The organism is Glutamicibacter sp. FR1 (assembly GCF_047300825.1).
Lineage (GTDB): Bacteria > Actinomycetota > Actinomycetes > Actinomycetales > Micrococcaceae > Glutamicibacter > Glutamicibacter nicotianae.
Map to the genome: position 1 here is coordinate 221,052 of NZ_CP178602.1, position 17,225 is coordinate 238,276.

Genomic DNA, 17,225 nt, shown 5'->3' on the forward strand with positions numbered 1-17,225 from the left:
AGCCGCCGGCGGCCGGTCCACCCAGTGGAGGCCAGCCGGGTAAGGCGCTGGCCGCGGCCCATTCGGCGTTTTCGCTGCGGGTCAGAGTATCGCTGTAGCTTCGATCTCCACGAGAACTGCTGGCTCGTACAGTTGGGCCACGGCGATCAACGATGCAGGCGGCATTGGAAGCTGCAACCCGATTTCCTCCGCGACGGATTCGACTCCTTGCATGAACTCCGATATTTTGCTGGTTTCCCAGTCGGTTACGTATACGGTCAGCCTGACGACGTCTTGGAACTCCGCCCCTGCCGAGTTCAAGCCTGCGGAAACGTTGCGTAGCGCCTGCGCCACCTGGCCAGCCAAATCGTCGGGGATCCTGGAGCCGTCGGGCATGTGCGCTACCTGTCCCGCGATGTGGATATGCCGCGTGCCGGATCCCACCGCTACGTGGTGGTAGGGAGTTCCGGGGAGCATTCCGGCGGGGCTTGAATAATTCACTGGCATGGAATTCTCCTTCAGCAGTTCGCTGCTTTCTGCAGGTATAAAACTTATACTTGGTCTACAAAAGCAACTGCAACGAAACTAGGTGCAATGGAAGAAACCTCCGAATCGCCGCTGGGCATATCGGCTTCCCACCGCGAACTGCTCGACCAGGTCTTGGACAAGTGGTCTTTGCATGTCTTGAGCCAGCTTTGCGAATCGCCCAAGCGATTCAACGAGCTGCGGCGAGCCGTTCCGGGAGTCAGCCAGAAGTCCTTGACCAATACGCTGCGCCGACTGGAGCGAAATGGCGTCATCGACCGCAGGGTATTGCGCTCCCGTCCGGTAGCAGTCGAGTACCGTGTTGCGCCGATTGGCAAGACCATGCGCGCACCGATCGATGCGCTCCTCGACTGGACAGTGAGCCATATGCCCGATATCGAACAAGCGCGGGAACGATACGACCAGCTCGAAGAACAGAACGGCGATGGCTCATTCCAGGAAGAACCTCCAGAATGAGGATTCATCCCGCTGGCCCTGCTTCCGGCGCATCGGGGTCTCCCGAAGGCGCGGTACCGAAGGCCACGGATTCGAATATTCATCGACACCGATTCATGCCGGACAGCTAGAGGGCGCAAAACCCATTGCGGAAGGAATCGCCTGCTTGCGGCCGCAGGCAAATACCAGAGATTCCTGGAGCGAGTCGTGAACAAGGAATTGATGCATGGTGCGATCGAGAAAGGGCGTGCAGCCGAAGCTGTTGCCATGGCAGTGCTCCACGACCCTGGCATGCTGGTCGAAGAGCTCGACCACCACCGGATCACGCAGGACGCCCAACCGTACTGGGACTTCGCGCAGGAATGGATCGCTGCCGCTCGGGTGCTCGACAAGCCCAGCTGCTTGTCGACTCGGTGCAGGAAGCGAAGAACTACCTGGCAAGTTTGATTGAGGACGTCTCGGTCCTGAGCGATAACCCGGAAGCTGCCTTGGCCAAAAAGGAAGTTCGAGAATTGACCGCTAGCGCGCGGGAGTTGGCAGAGCTGGGAATTCCCGGCGCGAGGCGTTAGCCGATGAGGCCGGCAACGGCCCGCTGCAGCCCCCAGTCGAAGCCATCAGCCAGGGGTGCGTCGACATCGAGCTGCACTAGGTTCTGGCGGTAGGCGACCGAGCCGAGCACGTGGTTCAGCAAAAGCTGCTGTCCATGGCGGGCGTTTTCGGCAGGCAGCCCTGCTGCTTCCAGCAGGGTGCGAAGCTGCAACACCGGCTGGAGCTCGGTGGCCTGCATTGCGGTGGCGACCTCGATGACCTCGGGGCTGTCCTGAATCGGCAGCAACGCGAGGTAGAGCTTGCGCGCCAGCTGAAGGATCGCCTCGGATGGGGAATTGTAGTCCTCGGCATCCACCGACAGCGCAGGGGTATTCAGCAGCTGGGCGGCAACCTGCGCCAGCAGCTCCTGCTTATTCTTCACATGCCAGTAGAGCGCACCGACCTGGACATCGAGTTCCTTGGCCAATCGGCGCATCGACAAATCAGCCAACCCGAACTGTTGCAGGATGCCGACCGCGGTGTCCACGACCGTTAACTGAGTCAATGCCATGGTGACAAGTCTAGTCGCAACGCCTGTGCGCGCTTAGGCTCCAAACACCGTGCGGTCCAGGAAGTCGTTGCGGAACTTGCCGGACGGATCCAGGCGCTGCGCCAATGCAATGAAGTCGTTGAACTTCGGATACAGCCCGGCCAGCTGCGTAGAGGTGGCTGCGAAGAGCTTGCCCCAGTGCGGGCGTGCCGCAAAGGGAGCCAGCGCTTCCTCGATCCGCGGTAGGAGCGCCTCGACAGCCTCCTGCCGGGGCTTCCAGGTGAAGTGCAGAGCGATGCCGTCACGGCCGTAGTTTCCACTGAGCCACAGGTCATCGGCGGCAATGGTGCGCACTTCCGAGACCAGTAGCAGGGGAGTGATGGCGGGGGAAAGGCTGCGGATAGCCTGGATCGCTTCTACCGCGTGCTCGCGCGGGACCAGGTATTCGGTCTGCAATTCATCGCCGGCGCTGGGGGTGAAGTCCATGCGGAAATGCGCCAAGCGATCCGACCATGAACCCGCCTGGCCCAACTGGATGCTACAGATCCCGCCATCGGCGCCGGGCAGCGGGTGCAGCGCAGCGGTCGCCGGGAACCCGCCGAACCGGCCCTGGTCAATATGCTCTACCAGCGCATCGCCGACGCGGCGCTTGAGCCAGGTCTGGCCCACCTGCTCGCCGCTCCAGTCAGTGAACAGGCTGACGCTGAAGGCCGAAGCCTGGATGGTGTCGAAGCCGTCGAGCACTTTGTCCCAGGACAGATCCTGGTAGACGGTCTGCTGCACCTCGAAGCTAGGCACGATATCCAAGGTGAGGTGGGTCAGCACGCCCAGCGCGCCCAGGCCGACGACGATGCCATTGAAATCCTCGTCGCCGCGCTGCATGCTCAGTTGCGAGCCGTCGGCCAGCACCAGTTCCACTGCGCGCACGGCGGTGGCGAGGTTGCCATGGGTTTCGCCCGAACCGTGGGTTCCGGTGGATACTGCGCCGGCAACCGAGATATGCGGCAGGGAGGCGAGATTGTGCAGGGCGTAGCCGGCGCGTTGCAGTGCATCGGCCAGGGCGCCGTAGGTGGTGCCGGCGCTGACGCGCGCGGCCATGGCCAGCTCATCAATCTCGATGGCTTCCGGCATCTTGGCCAGGGTGATCATGGTTTCGCCGGTATCGGCGATGCCATTGAAGGAATGGCGGGAGCCCAGGACCTTCACGGCCTTGGCTGCGCGAACAAACTCCTGCAGCTGCTCGAAGCTGGCGGGATGCAGCAGTTGCGTGGCCCGGTATTCAAGATTTCCGGCCCAGTTCAGTTCCTTGTTGCGCAGTTCCACGGCTAATCCTTACTTATCGAGCCACTGGCTGGAAGCCAGTGCGCGGTAGCGTTCGAGAATTTGCGGGGCAGGTTCCATCGCCGGAAGCTCGGCAGTGTCCTGGGCCCAGTCGGGGAATTCCCCGGCCAGCACGCCGGCCGCTTGGCGCGCCGCACCATCGGCCACGTATTCGCCCAGGGCAGGCAGCAGGATGGTCAGGCCGAGGATCTGGGCGGCGATCTGCTGGACCGCGCGGGATTGCGCGCCGCCGCCGGCAAGGATGATGCGCTGGGCCTGCACTCCCTGCGCTTCAAGTGCGCGCAGCCCGTCGGCCAGGGAGCAGACCACGGCTTCCACCGCGCTGCGGGCCAGGTTTGCGGGAGTGTAGTTGGCCCGGGTGATGCCATGCAGCGAGCCGGTGGCCTCTGGCAGGTTCGGGGTGCGCTCGCCGTCGAAGTAGGGCAGCAGCACCAGGCCATCGCAGCCCGGGGCGGCGGACAGCGCCAGGTCATTGAATTCCTCGAGGCTGACCTGCAGCAGGCCGGCGGTGGCATCGAAGATGCGGGTGGCGTTCAAGGTGCATACCAATGGCAGGTAGTTGCCGGTGGCGTCGGCGAAGCCTGCCACCAGGCCGGAGGCATCGGCCGCGGGTGAATCGGCGACCGCGAATACGGTGCCGGAAGTGCCCAAAGAAATGACCACGTCGCCCACCTGGGCGCCGACGCCCAGGCCGGCCGCGGCGTTGTCGCCGGCGCCCGGTCCGATGAGCGCTCCGGAGGCGGTGCGGCCGATGGATTCCAGCGGGCCCGCCACCTGCGGCAGCAGCGGGACATGGCCCAGGTGCTGCTCGAGCGCTTCGAGGTCATAGGAGTTGTCGGCGGCGCGGTAGTAGCCGGTGCCCGAGGCATCCGAGCGGTCGGTGCGCAGTGCGGCCAGGCCGACCGCCCCGGAGCCCGGGCCGTAGCCGGCCAGGCGCCAGGACAGCCAGTCGTGCGGCAGGCAGATGGCCGCGACCTTGGCCGCGTTCGCAGGTTCATGATCCTTCAGCCAGCGCAGCTTGGCCAGCGTGATCGAGGGGACCGGGACGGTGCCGGTGCGCTGCGCCCAGTACTTGGCGCCCGCGGCGGCATCGCCCTGGCCGGCCTCGGCGATGATCTGGCTGGCCGCCTGCGCGCTGCGCCTGTCGTTCCACAGCAGCGCCGGGCGGATCACCGCGCCGTCGGCGTCGAGCACCACCATGCCATGCTGCTGCCCGCTCACCGAGACGGCGTCCACGTCATCCAGGCCTCCTGCCTGGGCGATCGCTTCCTGCAATGCGCTGAACCAGGCTTCCGGATCCACTTCGGTACCCTCGGGGTGCGCGGCCCGGCCGGAGCGGACCAGCCTGCCGGTGGCGGCGTCGCGGATCACCACCTTGCAGGACTGGGTGGAGGAATCGATGCCGGCTACGAGCGTCATGGTTCTTTGGCTGCTTTCTGCTGTGGGCGGGTGTGAGCGGTCTAGCGGGCGCCCAGCAGGTGCTCGATGGCCAGCTGGTTCAGGCGGATGAACGCGAAGTTGCGCTGCGCTGCGGCGTTGGCGTCGAATCCGTCGAAACTTGCCGCATCGGCCATCAACTGCTGCGCACTCTCGCCGGCGCCCAGGGTGCTTTCGCCCAGCTCGAACACGCCCGAGAATTTCATGGCCTCCTGCACCTCGGGATCCGCGCGGAAGGCGGCGGCGCGTTCCTTGAGCATCAGGTACATGGACATGTTGGCCTTGGCCGAGTCCCACACACCGTCGTAGCCGTCGGTGCGCGATGGCTTGTAGTCGAAGTGGCGGGGGCCATCGTACGTAGGCCCGCCGTTCGGGAAGCCGTTTTCCAGCAGGTCCACGGTGAAGAAGGCGCTGGCCAGGTCGCCGTGGCCGAAGACCAGGTCCTGGTCGTACTTGATGCCGCGCTGGCCGTTGAGGTCGATGTGGAACAGCTTGCCGGCCCATAGCGCCTGGGCGATGCCGTGGGTGAAGTTCAGGCCGGCCATCTGCTCATGTCCGGTTTCCGGGTTCAGCCCGACAATGTCGCCGTGTTCCAGTTGCCCGATGAAGGCCAGGCCGTGGCCCACGGTGGGCAGGAAGATGTCGCCGCGCGGCTCATTCGGCTTTGGCTCCAGCGCGATGCGCAGGTTGTAGCCTTTTTCCTTGATGTAGCCGGCAGCGGTGTCCACGCCTTCGCGCATGCGGTCCAGCGCCGCTGCCAGATCCTTGGAGCCGTCGTACTCGGAGCCTTCGCGGCCGCCCCACATGACGAAGGTCTCGGCGCCCATTTCGGCCGCCAGATCGATGTTGTGCAGCACCTTGGCCAGCGCGAAGCGGCGGATCGAGCGGTCGTTGGAGGTGAAGCCGCCGTCCTTGAACACCGGGTGGCTGAACAGGTTGGTGGTCACCATCGGGACCTTCAACCCGGTTTCCTCCAGCGCCGTGCGGAAGCCTGCCAGGATCTGTTCACGTTCCGCCTCGGTGGCGTCGAAGGGAACCAGGTCGTTGTCGTGGAAGGTGATGCCGTAGGCGCCGAGCTCGGCCAGCTTGTGGACGGCTTCCACCGGGTCCAGGTTCTCGCGGGTGGCGACGCCGAAGGGGTCGGCGCCGGCCCATCCCACGGTCCACAATCCAAAAGTGAAGCGGTCGGCGGCGGTTGGCTGAAGGGTCATGGGATGCATCCTTGGATCGGGGTGGGGTGGCTTCCACCATTTAGTTTATGTCCTGAACTATATGGGTGGCCATGCGCTAGAGTCAATAGCGAAGAACATCAGTCCGGTCGCCAATTTCCTAGGAGCAGGCATGCGCACGACAACAGCCAAAACCCAGCCTGCGCCGTCCACGGCGCCGGGCAGCGTGGGGGATGTCCGCAAGGCGAACCTGGCCAGGGTGCTTGCGGTGATTGCAGGTGCAGCCAGCGGCCAGCGCCTGTCCCGCGCCGATATCGCGGCCCGCAGCAAGCTCACCAAGGCCTCGGTATCCAGCCTGGTTGCGGATCTGCTGGAAACCGGCCTGGTCATCGAAATCGGGGTGCACCGCGACGGTGAACGCGGCAGGCCCTCGGTGGGGCTGGTGCTGAACCCGGCACGTTGCGTGATCGGCATGGAAATCAATGTCGACTACATCTCCGCCGGGTTGGTCGACCTGTCCGGGAAATTGCTGGATCACCGGATCGTCGCCCGCGCCAACGGCACAGCCACCACCGAGCGGGTCATGGCTGACCTCGGCGAGCTGAGTGCCGAGATGCAGCAGGCAGCCACGGCCCAGGGACTTGAGATCCTGGGCGGGGCGCTCGCCGTGCCGGGCCTGGTGGACGAGGAAAAATTCATGGTGCTCCAGGCCCCGAACCTGGGCTGGGCGGATCAGGTGCTGGATGCCGCGAAGCTGCTGGCCGAGCCGAAGACCCGCGTCCGCCTGTTCAATGAGGCCAATGCCTCCGCGCTGGCGCAGCTGCAGCTGATGGAACCGGACCAGCGGGACTTCCTGTTCGTTTCCGGCGAAGTGGGCATCGGCGGCGGCGTGGTCATCGACGCGCAACTCTTCACCGGACCGCAGAGCCACGCGGGCGAACTGGGCCACGTGGTGATCCAGCCGGGAGGCAATCCCTGCAGCTGCGGCGGACAGGGCTGCCTGGAAACCGTGGCCGGCCAGGAAGCAATCCTGGCGGCCGCCGAATCGGCCGATTCCACGCACGGCCTCTCGCGCCAGCAGCGCATCGGCAATTTCTACCGGGCCCTGGAGGCGGGAGAAGAAAAAGCGCTGCGCGCGGTGGCCGAAGCCGGAACCGCGGTGGGCATCGCCCTGGCTTCCACGCTGCGCCTGTTCGATATCTCCACCGTGGTGTTCGGCGGGCATTTCGCCGCCCTGGAACGGTGGCTGCTGCCGGCGGTCCATGAGGCATTGCAGGCCCACGCGCCGGGCATCGCCAGCGAAGCCAAGCTGGCGTGCTCGCCGCTGGGGCAGGCCGGCGCGTTGGCCGGCGCGGCGCGAAGCGTGGTCGGGGACCTGCTCGAAGCCCCACATCAGCTGGTGGCCTAGGGGGCGCTGACCGGCTGCTGCAGCTCGGTCACCCAATCGGCCTGGTCTTCCGACGCGGCCCGCAGATACACTTCGCGGCACGGCCCGGAGGGCACCAGCCCGCGGACCAGCACCTCGTCGTGCACCGCCTGCCAGCTTTCGTGGATGCTGTCCATGGCCCCCAGATGCATTCCGCAGATGGCCTCGGGAACCGCGGGCAGCTCGATGATTTCGGCGCCGTCGACGGTGTCAGCCGTGCTGGCATACCCGGCAATGACCTCCATTCCGGACTCGCTGCCGGTGTACTGCGCAATTGGCGTCGCCAGGCTCTGCCCAGACAGCGCCTGGGCGACACGGTCGAACACTCCACCGATCAGCCCGGCGATCTGGGGCTGCTCGGCCACAGTGAAGCGGCCGGCGGCCAAGCGCACCGCAGGCAGCGGCTTATGGATGATTTCAATGCGTGACATGAATTTCTCCTTCGAGATCAAGCGCAGACGCCGTTGCACATCCTGAAGCCGCTGCGTGGCGAGCCGGTGTTCGGCCTCGACCTGCGCAGCACGGTGCCGCAGGTGCCCAGCAATCTCTTCCGCGGTGGCTCCCCGATCAAGGATCGAGGAAACCTCCTCCAGACCGAAGCCCAGTTCGCGCAGCGCAACGATCTGGTGCAAGCGCTGCAGCTGGGAGGGGTCGTAGGAACGGTAGCCGCTGAACGGGTCCACGTGGGCGGGTTTGAGCACCCCGGCGGCATCCCAGTGCCGCAGCATGCGGTGGGTCACCTGGCCGATTTGCGCAAACGCGCCGATGGATAACATGCTTCAGTTCTCCGCCCTTACACAGTGTCAGGGTCAAGTTTGCTTGAAAAAGCCGCGGATATCCATGAATCGCACCGGCTCGGTGACGCACAGCTCGAGATTCGCTAATCGTTTCGGTAAACTTTGGTCGTAAGAGCCCCTAACTCTTGCAACGGACCTCCGGGTTTCAGTGAGCAGGACAGGGGCATATTTTTTGCCCGGCACCGTGCCGGGACGGCGCTAAGCACGCCGCAACCGCTGCTTATAAGCAAGGGGGAGGATCCCATGCCAGCAATCGTGATCGTCGGAGCCCAATGGGGCGATGAAGGCAAAGGAAAAGCTACCGACCTGCTCGGTGGCAAGGTCGACTACGTAGTTAAGCCGAACGGCGGCAACAACGCCGGGCACACCGTGGTCGTGGGCGGCGAGAAGTACGAGCTCAAGCTCCTTCCAGCCGGCATCCTTTCGCCGAACGCCACTCCGATTATCGGCAATGGCTGCGTGGTGAACCTTGAGGCCCTCTTCGAAGAGATCGACGGCCTGGAATCCCGCGGCGCCGATACCTCCAAGCTGCGCGTTTCGGCCAACGCCCACCTGGTGGCCCCGTACCACCAGACCATGGACAAGGTCACCGAACGATTCTTAGGCAAGCGGGCCATCGGCACCACCGGCCGCGGCATCGGCCCGGCCTACATGGACAAGGTCGGACGCCTGGGCATCCGCGTGCAGGACGTCTTCGACGAATCGATCCTGCGCCAGAAGGTCGAAGGCGCGCTGCGCCAGAAGAACGAGCTGCTGGTCAAGATCTACAACCGCCGCAGCGTCGAGGTCGAGGAAATCGTCTCGTACTTCCTGTCCTACGCCGAGCGCCTGCGCCCACTGGTCATCGACTCCACCTATGAGCTGAACAAGGCTCTGGATGAGGACAAGGTTGTACTGATGGAAGGCGGCCAGGCAACCTTCCTGGACGTGGACCACGGCACCTACCCATTCGTGACCTCATCCAACCCAACTGCTGGCGGCGCGTCGGTGGGCTCGGGCATCGGCCCGACCCGCATCACCCGTTCGATCGGCATCATCAAGGCCTACACCACCCGCGTGGGTGCCGGTCCGTTCCCCACCGAGCTGTTCGACGACATGGGCATCTACCTGCAGAAGACCGGCGGCGAGTTCGGTGTGAACACCGGCCGCCCACGTCGCTGCGGCTGGTACGACGCGGTTCTGGCTCGCCACGCTTCGCGCGTGAACGGCTTCACCGACTACTTCGTGACCAAGCTCGATGTGCTCACCAACATCGAGCAGATCCCGGTCTGCGTGGCCTACGACGTGGATGGCGTGCGCCACGACGAGATGCCGATGACCCAGACCGAGTTCCACCATGCGAAGCCGATCTTCGAGTACTTCCCGGGCTGGACCGAGGACATCTCCGGGGCCAAGACCCTGGAAGACCTGCCGGAAAACGCCCGCAACTACATCCTGGCCCTGGAGAAGATCAGCGGCACCCGGATCTCCGCAATCGGCGTGGGTCCTGACCGCGACCAGACCATCGTGCGCCACGATCTGATCAACGACTAGTTCCGACAGTTACGAGGAAACCCCCAGTAGGAGCATTCTGCTGGGGGTTTCCTCATACCTGTCACAAGCGGAGTACCGGTGCCCAGAGGAGAGCCTTCCGCCAGCGGAGCGGCTACGGTTCGACGCTGACGCCTTCTTCCTTGGATTTGCCCGAGACCCGCAAGTTCCACTGGGTGAGCACCTTGGAATCGGTTGCCTTGGTGACAGCGGAGACCACGGCAAAGGTCGCCGCGGAGGCGATCAGGCCGTAGTAGATCGGTTCGTTGGCGTAGACGCCATCGAACTTGTTCTCAGCTTGGATCTCCAAGATGATCATGGTGCCCAGCGTGACCACGGTGCCCACGGCCATGGACGCAGTTGCGCCCGCGCCGTTGCCGCGCTTCCACAGCAGGCCGCCGATGATGGCCACCAGCAGGCCTCCGACCAGGATGTCGTAGGCGATGGTCAGCGCGGCGACCACGTCGTCGACGAGGATCGCCAGGGTCACCGTGACGATGCCGAGCACCAGCACCCAAATGCGGTTCGCACGCACGTCGTGCTCCGGGTTCACATCGGTGTTCACCTGGATATTCTTTCCGAACCAGCTGGCGACGAATGGGGTCACGTCGGTGCGGGCCACGGTAGCCGCTGCAATCAGCGCGCCCGACGCGGTGGACATCATCGCGGCCACGGCGGCGGCCATGACCAATCCGCCCACAGCTACCGGCAGCAGCTGGGTGGCGACCTCGGCGTAGACCACGTCCTTGTTCTCTGCCGCCCCGGCGATATCCGGCAGGGCGACCTTGGCCGCCATGCCGATGAGCGCGCCGGCGATGCCGTAGATGATGCAGTAGATCCCGGCGGTGGTGCCGCCCCAGCGGGCGACCTTCGGGGTCTTCGCGGTGAACACGCGCTGCCAGATGTCCTGGCCGATCAGCAGGCCCAGGGTGTAGACCACGAAGTAGGTGATGATGGACTGCAGCCCGATGCCGGTGATGTCGAAGAATTCTGCACCGATGCGTTCGCGGATGCCGTCCAGGCCGCCGGCGGCATGCATGGAGAATGGCAGCATCAGGGCGAAGATGCCGATGGTCTTGATGATGAACTGCACCTGGTCGGCCAGGGTAATGGACCACATGCCGCCGATGGTCGAGTAGACGACCACAATGGCGCCGCCGATGGCGATGGCCAGCCATTTCTCCCAGCCGAAGAGCACCACGAAGATGGTGGCGTAGGCGCTGGTGGAGGTGGCGCAGAGCATCAGCGTGTAGGCCAGCATGACGATACCTGAGGTGTTGGTAGCTGTCTGGCTTCCGTAGCGCAGGGAGAGCATTTGCGAAACGGTAAAGACCTTGAGCCTCTGCAGTGTCGGGGCGAACGCGAGCGACAGCAGGATCACGCCGGCGCCGATGGCGACCACGAGCCACATGCCTGAAATGCCCCATTTGTAGCCCAGGCCAACGCCGCCCACGGTGGAGGCGCCCCCAAGCACCACTGCGGCCATGGTTCCGGTATAAAGGAAGGGACCGAGGCGGCGGCCGGCCACCAGGTAGTCGCTGCTGTTCTTGGTGCGGGACTTGCCCCACCAGCCAAAGGCCAGCATTGCGGCCAGGTAGGCGGCGACAATTGCGCCGTTGATGAATTCCATGGAGAACCTCGTTGTCCGGGCGCATGCAGCGCTTACCGTAAGTAAACTTTTGTTGCATGATAGGCTACTCGCGCTTAAGTCGCCGATCAATGAAATTGGCAATTATTGCCTACCACACGGCTCACGCCGGCTGTAATGTGATGAATCAAACTGTTCCATCCAGTGAAACTTTCTAGACATTTTGCGTCGAAATATGCTTCACGTACGGCATCGTGTCACATATGCGTAGCATTCGATCGGCAATGTGTGCAGTCGCAGCTTGTTTAGTACTGTTTCAGGTTGACGCAGCGTTGCATCGTTGGCCAGCAGGGCCGTTTCCCCGCCGTTGCGTCAGATGATTTCTCGAAACCAGAAAGACGCCTAGAAGATGAGTGAAAAAGGTCAGGGCCTGACGAAGAAGTCGGCCGGACACGTCATTGTCGACACGCTTGCCGCGCACGGCGTGGAACGAGCCTACGTAGTACCGGGTGAAAGCTACCTGGATGTCCTGGACGGGCTGCATAACTCGCCAATCGAAACCGTGGTCTGCCGCCACGAAGGCGGAGCCACCTACATGGCCGAAGCCGAAGGCAAGATGCACCAGCGTCCCGGCGTTGCCATGGTGACCCGCGGACCCGGAGCCGCCAATGCCCACGTCGGCCTGCATACCGCATGGCAGGACTCGACCCCGCTGGTGCTGTTCGTGGGATTGATCCCGTTCGAGCACCGTGAAAAGGAAGCCTTCCAGGAATTCGATCCGAAGGCATGGTTCGGCACCGGCGCCAAGCGCGTCATGATCCTGGACCACGCCGATCGCGCCAGCGAAGTCGTCGCCGAGGCAATGTTCGCCGCGATGTCCGGACGCCCGGGCCCGGTGGTCGTCGGCCTGCCGGAAGACATCATCCGCAACGAAATTTCTGCCGAAATCCACCCGGAAATCCCGGTGGCCACCGGCGGCATGACCGTAACCGACTGGAAGGCGCTGAACTCCGCCCTGCAGGAAGCAGACAAGCCGCTGTTCATCTTCGGCGGCAACGACTGGTCCCACGAGGGCGCCGCGGACTTCACCCGCTGGCTCGAGGAGCACGACCTGCCGGCCGCTGCCGAATGGCGTTGCGAGGGCACTGTGCCTTTCAGCTCGCCATCCTATGTCGGACCGATCGGCTACGGCCGCCCCAAGCCGACCTATGATCTGCTGGAGGAAACTGACCTGCTGATCTTCGTCGGCACGGTTCCCGGCGATGTCATCACCGACGGCTTCAACGTCCGCCAGAACTGGGACAAGAAGAACTTCCTCGTCACCATCGACCCGTCGCTGCGCGGGCGTTCCGGCCCGGTATCGCACCAGATTGTCGCCAAGCCTGATGTCTTTGTCCGCGACCTGCTGCTGATGGATCTGCCGGTCAAGGAATCCTGGAAGGAATGGACCTCGCGGATGCGTGGCGAGCAGGAGAAGTTCGCCGAGCTTCCACCGGCACAGCCATCCGAAGGCCAGGCAAAGATGGCCACCATGATGGCCAATCTTGTCGAATCCCTTCCGGAAGATGCGATGGTGACCTTCGGTGCCGGCGAGCACACCAACTGGGCCCACCGCTACTTCCCGACCAACGGTTACGCTTCCATGCTCTCGGCACGCAACGGTTCCATGGGCTACTCGATCCCTTCGGCGGTCGCCGCATCGCTGAATTACCCGGGCCGCCGCGTGGTGAGCATCGCCGGTGACGGCGAGTTCTTGATGAACGGCCAGGAGCTGGCAACTGCCGCCCAGTACGGCGCCACCCCGCTGGTGATCATCATGGACAACCAGCAGTACGGAACCATCCGCACCCACCAGGAACGCCAGTACCCGGAACGTGTCTCCGGAACCCAGCTGCTGAATCCCGACTTCGCGTTGATGGCGCAGTCCTTCGGCGGCTTCGGCGTCCGCGTCGAGGATGATGCAGATGTTCCGGCGGCACTGGCAAGTGCGCTGCGGGCTATTGACGAGAATAAGCAGTTCGCGTTGATCCACTTGGTGGTGGAGCAGGGCGTCAAGGCCTACTAGGCGCTTGCTCTCTTCAGCAAACGGTCCGGTCTGCGATGCGCAATTCCAGCGGGTATCGTTTTGGACGATGCCCGCTGGACGCTTTTAACCAGGAAGCCGAGGCAGGCCCGAACCTGGTACTGTCCAGCGGCCCGTTTCAGGCCACCGCCGTAGCGCGTAGAAGATCACAACCGCGCGGGATGCTCTGTCTTGGCACGCGCCCGCTGAGGAAATAAGATGAATTGCTACCGAATCCCGTGAGCACTAGAACCCCGACCACGAGGTGGATAATCTGATGGCACAGATGAGCGAAGAGCTCATTGAGCAGTGGGCCGACGCGACTGCTGAAATCTACAATGAGTCTCTGACTGGCATTAACCTGACCCGTCTGCCCGAGGCAGTGGCTCAGTACGTCGAACTCTTCGCGCAGAGCGAGAACCTGACGTTCAACGGGGATGCCACCCCCACCGATTACTTCGACAATCACCCATTCCTCGCAGTGACCGCAGTGCTCAACAGCGCTGAGGCGATGGAGGCGCTGGATTCCGACGCGCAGGACGCATTGGACGCCATTGCCGACTTCACCGAGGCCTGGTACAACTTCGACCTCGAGAACGAGCCCGAACTGGGCATCTCCGAGGCAGATGACGACGGCGACGAAGACTGGTAAGTCTTCCCCCGGCTAAGGCCGGCACCCAGCAGCACCATGCTCGCTGGGTGCCGGCCTTTGCCGTTGGACAGCGGGAAATGGATCGCATGACAACAGCCATGGAACTATTCCATTTGGCCGCCGAGGGTGGCACTATTCGCATATGAGCCAGTTCAGCGTCTTCGAGAGCACCGTGGTCATCCACCTGCCGGTGCACCGTGTCTGGGAGCTGCTTACCGATTGGGCAGCAACACCCCTGTGGATCCATGGCATCGGTTCCATGCATTCTGACGACCCGGAACTCAAGGTCGGCACCAACCTCGTGTACCGCGTTGCCGGGCATGAACGCGTGTATCGCGTCCATGACCTTATCGAAAACCGCCTGCTGATCCTGCATACCTCGGAAAATCCCGATGGGCTCTCCTACCGCTACGACCTGAAGGATGACGCGGGGCACACCGAGGTAGTGCTGCAGGTGGCGATCATCAATCCGGACCTGACAGTGGAGCAGTGCGAGGAGCTGGCGGCGAATATCCGTGAAAGCGAAGGCGACAAGCTGGACCAGCTGCGGCTCTACGCAGAGCAGGCTCCCTGAGCGGCAGCCGTTGGCGGGTAGCTATTTGGCAGAGCCGGGAGCCGGCGCCGAGGCGTAGGACTTCGAGTTCTCCAGCTGGCCATTGAAGAGCTGGTCCACGGTGACCGGGGTGTAGCCAGCGGCCTTCAATTTCTTCACCAGATCCGGCACGGCCTTGACCGAGCTCTCATGGATGTCATGCATCAGGATGATCGATCCCGGCTGGACTTCGTCCATGGCGATGTGCACGGTCTTCTTCGGATCATGGTGCTTCCAATCCAGGGTGTCCACATCCCATAGCACCAACGGGTAGGGGACCAGTCGATCATAAACGGCGCCGTGGCTCCCATAGGGAGGACGGAAGACTGTCGGCTTCTTCCCGGCAGCCTTTTCCACCGCATCGCTGGTCCACCCCCACTCATGCTCGATCTGCTCGCGGGTCAGCGACGTGAGATCCGCATGGTCCTAGGTGTGGCTGCCCAGCTGGTGGCCTTCGGCAGCCATGCGCTTGACCGTCTCGGGGAACTTGGCGATGTTCTTCCCGACGAGGAAGAAGGTCGCTGGCGCATCCGCCGCCTCCAGCTCGTCGAGTAGCCGTCCGGTGTATTGGCCGGGCCCGTCATCGAAGGTCAGCGCCACGCAGCGGGCCACGGTGCAGTCCACCTGCTCGCTGGTGGCAGAGGCGGTCGGTTGCGCATCGGGCGCAGGTGCAGATACCGGGGAACATGAAACCAGGCAGGCCAGTGACAGCGGCAGCAGCAGGGACCGGCGCGCCACGCCGGGCAAACGGAAAATCATCCTTCCACCATCTCGCCATCCCGCAGCGGTGCCCGGGACCTATACGCCCAAAGCCGCTGGGAATTTGATCCGTGCTCGCCTAACGCCAGCTGGCCGGAGCCTCTCAGCCGCGCTCGGCGTCCAGCGCGGCCGGGACAGGGTCCGAGAGTGGATGCGCGATCTCGTCGTGGGCAAATTTCCCTGCCCACCAGGCGATGATTCCGAACAATGGCGAGGCGAGGCCGGCGATGATAAAAATCGCCTGCAGGCTGAGCACCTGGGTCAAGGGCCCGGCGGCCGCCATGGACAGTGGCATCAGCGCCAGCGAGACGAAGAAATCCAGGCTGGAGATCCGTCCGAGCAGATGGCCCGGCACCCGGCGTTGGAGCAGGGTGCCCCAGATGACCATGCCCACAGCATCGGTGATGCCGAAGGCCAGCAGGATCGCGAACAGCATCCAGGCTTCATCGACATAGCCCACCAAAGCCAGGGGCAGGGTGCCCAGGCACCAGCAGGCGGTCATCAGGCTCAGGTAGCGCCGCGGGAATTTCGCGGAGGCGACCAGCAGCGAGCCGATTGCCGAACCGAGGCCGAAGAAGGCCAGGGCGAAGCTGAATAGCTGTGCATCCCCGTGCAGGTTGCCGCTGACGATGAACGGGAGCAGCACCTCGAAGGGGCCGATGAAGGTGAACACGGAAATGACCGAGAACAGCAGCGTCCACAGCAGCCAGCGGGTGCGCACCGTGTAGCCGATGCCCTCGCGCAGCTGGCGCAGCATCCCGGGCTGCCCCTGGCCTTCAACTGGCCCCGGTGCGTTGTATGCCTGGTGGTTGGGGATCCGGCGCAGCATCAGCAGCGCCGCCAGGTGGACCACCGCGATGCCGACGATGGCATGCGCCGGCGACAGCGCGGCCACCATGAAGCCTGCGGCCATCGGTCCCAGGGCGGTGTGCACCACCGGACGGGCGGTTCCCTCCAGCCCGTTGGCGGCCAGCAGCTGCTCGGCGGGCAGCATCTTGGGCAGCAGCGCGGAGTAGGCCGGGTAGAAGAAGGCCGAACCTGCCCCGGTGCAGAAGCCGGCGAGGATCAGGTGCCACAGCTGCAGGGCCCCGGTCATGGCGAGCACCGCGGTGACGCCCATGACCGCCAGCGATAGCGCCTCGACCAGCATCACGATGCGCCGGCAGGAATGGCGGTCCGCCATGATCCCGCCGAGCAGCACGAAGCAGAGCAGCCCGGCGGCGCTGGCGGTGGCCACCGCTGACAGCTCCACCGGTCCGCCGCCCAAGCGGCGCACCTGGTAGACCATTGCCACGGCCCACATGCCGGCGGCAAAGGTGGAGAAGACGAGTGCGCTGGCCAGCAGGGCGTAGTCGCGGTAGGCGAACGGCTTGATGAGGCGCAGCGCAGAGGTTTTGAGCGCGCTCATGAAAGCTCCTGCGGTAGTGCGTAGGAACTATCATCCATCCAGTGATTGAGTTCTGTCAATCAGTGGGGAGGATTTAAAGAAGCCGGGGACCATGCGGCGGCGCATGATCCCCGGGAAACCACTGGAAACTACTCAGCGTCGTGATCGGTTTCCAGGATGGCCGCCAGCTGCTCCAAGACGGCCTCGGCACCTTCGCCCTCGGCACGCAGCACGACGGTGGAACCGTATTCCGCGCCAAGGCCCATCAGCGAGAGGATGCTGGACGCGTCCAGCGCCTCCTCGGCAGGTTCGCCCTCGTGGGCGATGGTGACCTCAACGGGCGCCTCGGCCGCGGCCTCGGCGAAGATGGCTGCCGGGCGGGCATGCAGTCCGACCCGGCTGCCGATGATTGCTGTACGTTCTGCCATGATGGCTCCTTCGGGTTTT

The 17,225-nt window shown here is 64.0% G+C and carries 17 protein-coding genes and 1 pseudogene; 7 read left to right on the plus strand and 11 right to left on the minus strand.

Annotated features, from left to right (window positions below):
- Positions 1 to 81: 81 nt before the first annotated feature.
- The gene (locus ACLQ8T_RS01160; RefSeq protein WP_190264420.1) at positions 82 to 486 is read right to left on the minus strand and encodes a RidA family protein; all 405 of its coding nucleotides are present in this window, start codon (positions 484 to 486) and stop codon (positions 82 to 84) included.
- Between the two features lie 87 nt (positions 487 to 573).
- Between ACLQ8T_RS01160 and ACLQ8T_RS01165 the strand changes: the two genes are divergently transcribed.
- Together ACLQ8T_RS01165 and ACLQ8T_RS01170 are read left to right on the plus strand one after the other, a co-directional pair.
- Positions 574 to 981, plus strand: coding sequence for a winged helix-turn-helix transcriptional regulator (locus tag ACLQ8T_RS01165; RefSeq protein ID WP_128470770.1), 408 nt, complete (start codon positions 574 to 576; stop codon positions 979 to 981).
- A 186-nt stretch (positions 982 to 1,167) separates the two neighbouring features.
- Positions 1,168 to 1,407, plus strand: a complete 240-nt coding sequence (locus tag ACLQ8T_RS01170) for a hypothetical protein (RefSeq protein ID WP_413455413.1) — start codon at positions 1,168 to 1,170, stop codon at positions 1,405 to 1,407.
- 118 nt (positions 1,408 to 1,525) lie between these two features.
- On the opposite strand, the gene ACLQ8T_RS01175 is transcribed toward ACLQ8T_RS01170, so the two are convergent.
- The 4 genes from ACLQ8T_RS01175 to xylA are packed head-to-tail and all read right to left on the minus strand — an operon-like array spanning position 1,526 to position 6,027.
- Positions 1,526 to 2,059: a TetR/AcrR family transcriptional regulator gene (locus ACLQ8T_RS01175; RefSeq protein ID WP_413455414.1), complete on the minus strand. Its 534-nt coding sequence runs from the start codon at positions 2,057 to 2,059 to the stop codon at positions 1,526 to 1,528.
- Between the two features lie 33 nt (positions 2,060 to 2,092).
- Positions 2,093 to 3,361, minus strand: coding sequence for an FAD-binding protein (locus ACLQ8T_RS01180; protein ID WP_413455415.1), 1,269 nt, complete (start codon positions 3,359 to 3,361; stop codon positions 2,093 to 2,095).
- A gap of 9 nt (positions 3,362 to 3,370) precedes the next feature.
- A complete protein-coding gene (xylB, locus tag ACLQ8T_RS01185) occupies positions 3,371 to 4,798 on the minus strand; it encodes a xylulokinase (protein ID WP_413455416.1) in 1,428 nt (475 codons plus the stop codon).
- 41 nt (positions 4,799 to 4,839) lie between these two features.
- A complete protein-coding gene (xylA, locus tag ACLQ8T_RS01190) occupies positions 4,840 to 6,027 on the minus strand; it encodes a xylose isomerase (RefSeq protein ID WP_413455417.1) in 1,188 nt (395 codons plus the stop codon).
- A gap of 130 nt (positions 6,028 to 6,157) precedes the next feature.
- Here xylA and ACLQ8T_RS01195 point away from each other — a divergent pair, with 130 nt between their 5' ends.
- Complete coding sequence (locus ACLQ8T_RS01195; protein ID WP_413455418.1) at positions 6,158 to 7,393, plus strand: ROK family transcriptional regulator; 1,236 nt, start codon at positions 6,158 to 6,160, stop codon at positions 7,391 to 7,393.
- Here ACLQ8T_RS01195 and ACLQ8T_RS01200 read toward each other — a convergent pair.
- Positions 7,390 to 8,187, minus strand: coding sequence for a MerR family transcriptional regulator (locus ACLQ8T_RS01200; protein ID WP_413455419.1), 798 nt, complete (start codon positions 8,185 to 8,187; stop codon positions 7,390 to 7,392). The genes ACLQ8T_RS01195 and ACLQ8T_RS01200 overlap by 4 nt on opposite strands.
- Before the next feature lie 264 nt (positions 8,188 to 8,451).
- On the opposite strand from ACLQ8T_RS01200, the gene ACLQ8T_RS01205 reads away from it, so the two are divergent.
- Positions 8,452 to 9,741, plus strand: a complete 1,290-nt coding sequence (locus ACLQ8T_RS01205) for an adenylosuccinate synthase (protein WP_413455420.1) — start codon at positions 8,452 to 8,454, stop codon at positions 9,739 to 9,741.
- 112 nt (positions 9,742 to 9,853) lie between these two features.
- Here ACLQ8T_RS01205 and ACLQ8T_RS01210 read toward each other — a convergent pair whose 3' ends face one another.
- Complete coding sequence (locus ACLQ8T_RS01210; RefSeq protein ID WP_413455421.1) at positions 9,854 to 11,368, minus strand: sodium:solute symporter; 1,515 nt, start codon at positions 11,366 to 11,368, stop codon at positions 9,854 to 9,856.
- 367 nt (positions 11,369 to 11,735) lie between these two features.
- Between ACLQ8T_RS01210 and ACLQ8T_RS01215 the strand changes: the two genes are divergently transcribed.
- The 3 genes from ACLQ8T_RS01215 (at position 11,736) to ACLQ8T_RS01225 (ending at position 14,614) form a co-directional block, all read left to right on the plus strand.
- Positions 11,736 to 13,391 (plus strand): thiamine pyrophosphate-dependent enzyme, encoded by a 1,656-nt coding sequence (locus ACLQ8T_RS01215; protein WP_073707319.1) that lies wholly within the window; start codon positions 11,736 to 11,738, stop codon positions 13,389 to 13,391.
- Between the two features lie 274 nt (positions 13,392 to 13,665).
- The gene (locus ACLQ8T_RS01220) at positions 13,666 to 14,040 is read left to right on the plus strand and encodes a hypothetical protein (protein WP_413455422.1); all 375 of its coding nucleotides are present in this window, start codon (positions 13,666 to 13,668) and stop codon (positions 14,038 to 14,040) included.
- Between the two features lie 142 nt (positions 14,041 to 14,182).
- The gene (locus ACLQ8T_RS01225) at positions 14,183 to 14,614 is read left to right on the plus strand and encodes an SRPBCC family protein (protein ID WP_038991977.1); all 432 of its coding nucleotides are present in this window, start codon (positions 14,183 to 14,185) and stop codon (positions 14,612 to 14,614) included.
- Positions 14,615 to 14,635: 21 nt separating this feature from the next.
- Here ACLQ8T_RS01225 and ACLQ8T_RS01230 read toward each other — a convergent pair whose 3' ends face one another.
- The 4 genes and pseudogenes from ACLQ8T_RS01230 to ACLQ8T_RS01245 form a co-directional block, all read right to left on the minus strand.
- On the minus strand, positions 14,636 to 14,989 hold the full coding sequence (locus tag ACLQ8T_RS01230) for a hypothetical protein (RefSeq protein WP_413456433.1): 354 nt from the start codon (positions 14,987 to 14,989) through the stop codon (positions 14,636 to 14,638).
- Positions 14,990 to 15,391, minus strand: a pseudogene (locus tag ACLQ8T_RS01235) (polysaccharide deacetylase family protein); the annotation flags it as partial.
- 103 nt (positions 15,392 to 15,494) lie between these two features.
- Positions 15,495 to 16,799, minus strand: coding sequence for an MFS transporter (locus ACLQ8T_RS01240; RefSeq protein WP_413455423.1), 1,305 nt, complete (start codon positions 16,797 to 16,799; stop codon positions 15,495 to 15,497).
- Positions 16,800 to 16,927: 128 nt separating this feature from the next.
- Positions 16,928 to 17,206, minus strand: a complete 279-nt coding sequence (locus ACLQ8T_RS01245; RefSeq protein WP_190264431.1) for an HPr family phosphocarrier protein — start codon at positions 17,204 to 17,206, stop codon at positions 16,928 to 16,930.
- Positions 17,207 to 17,225: the final 19 nt, after the last annotated feature.

Coding starts and splice junctions, on each gene's coding strand:
- ACLQ8T_RS01160 (WP_190264420.1), bottom strand. CDS start 486: ATGCCAGTGAATTATTCAAGCCCCGCCGGAATGCTCCCCGGAACTCCC.
- ACLQ8T_RS01165 (WP_128470770.1), top strand. CDS start 574: ATGGAAGAAACCTCCGAATCGCCGCTGGGCATATCGGCTTCCCACCGC.
- ACLQ8T_RS01175 (WP_413455414.1), bottom strand. CDS start 2,059: ATGGCATTGACTCAGTTAACGGTCGTGGACACCGCGGTCGGCATCCTG.
- xylB (WP_413455416.1), bottom strand. CDS start 4,798: ATGACGCTCGTAGCCGGCATCGATTCCTCCACCCAGTCCTGCAAGGTG.
- xylA (WP_413455417.1), bottom strand. CDS start 6,027: ATGACCCTTCAGCCAACCGCCGCCGACCGCTTCACTTTTGGATTGTGG.
- ACLQ8T_RS01195 (WP_413455418.1), top strand. CDS start 6,158: ATGCGCACGACAACAGCCAAAACCCAGCCTGCGCCGTCCACGGCGCCG.
- ACLQ8T_RS01200 (WP_413455419.1), bottom strand. CDS start 8,187: ATGTTATCCATCGGCGCGTTTGCGCAAATCGGCCAGGTGACCCACCGC.
- ACLQ8T_RS01205 (WP_413455420.1), top strand. CDS start 8,452: ATGCCAGCAATCGTGATCGTCGGAGCCCAATGGGGCGATGAAGGCAAA.
- ACLQ8T_RS01210 (WP_413455421.1), bottom strand. CDS start 11,368: ATGGAATTCATCAACGGCGCAATTGTCGCCGCCTACCTGGCCGCAATG.
- ACLQ8T_RS01215 (WP_073707319.1), top strand. CDS start 11,736: ATGAGTGAAAAAGGTCAGGGCCTGACGAAGAAGTCGGCCGGACACGTC.
- ACLQ8T_RS01220 (WP_413455422.1), top strand. CDS start 13,666: ATGGCACAGATGAGCGAAGAGCTCATTGAGCAGTGGGCCGACGCGACT.
- ACLQ8T_RS01225 (WP_038991977.1), top strand. CDS start 14,183: ATGAGCCAGTTCAGCGTCTTCGAGAGCACCGTGGTCATCCACCTGCCG.
- ACLQ8T_RS01240 (WP_413455423.1), bottom strand. CDS start 16,799: ATGAGCGCGCTCAAAACCTCTGCGCTGCGCCTCATCAAGCCGTTCGCC.
- ACLQ8T_RS01245 (WP_190264431.1), bottom strand. CDS start 17,206: ATGGCAGAACGTACAGCAATCATCGGCAGCCGGGTCGGACTGCATGCC.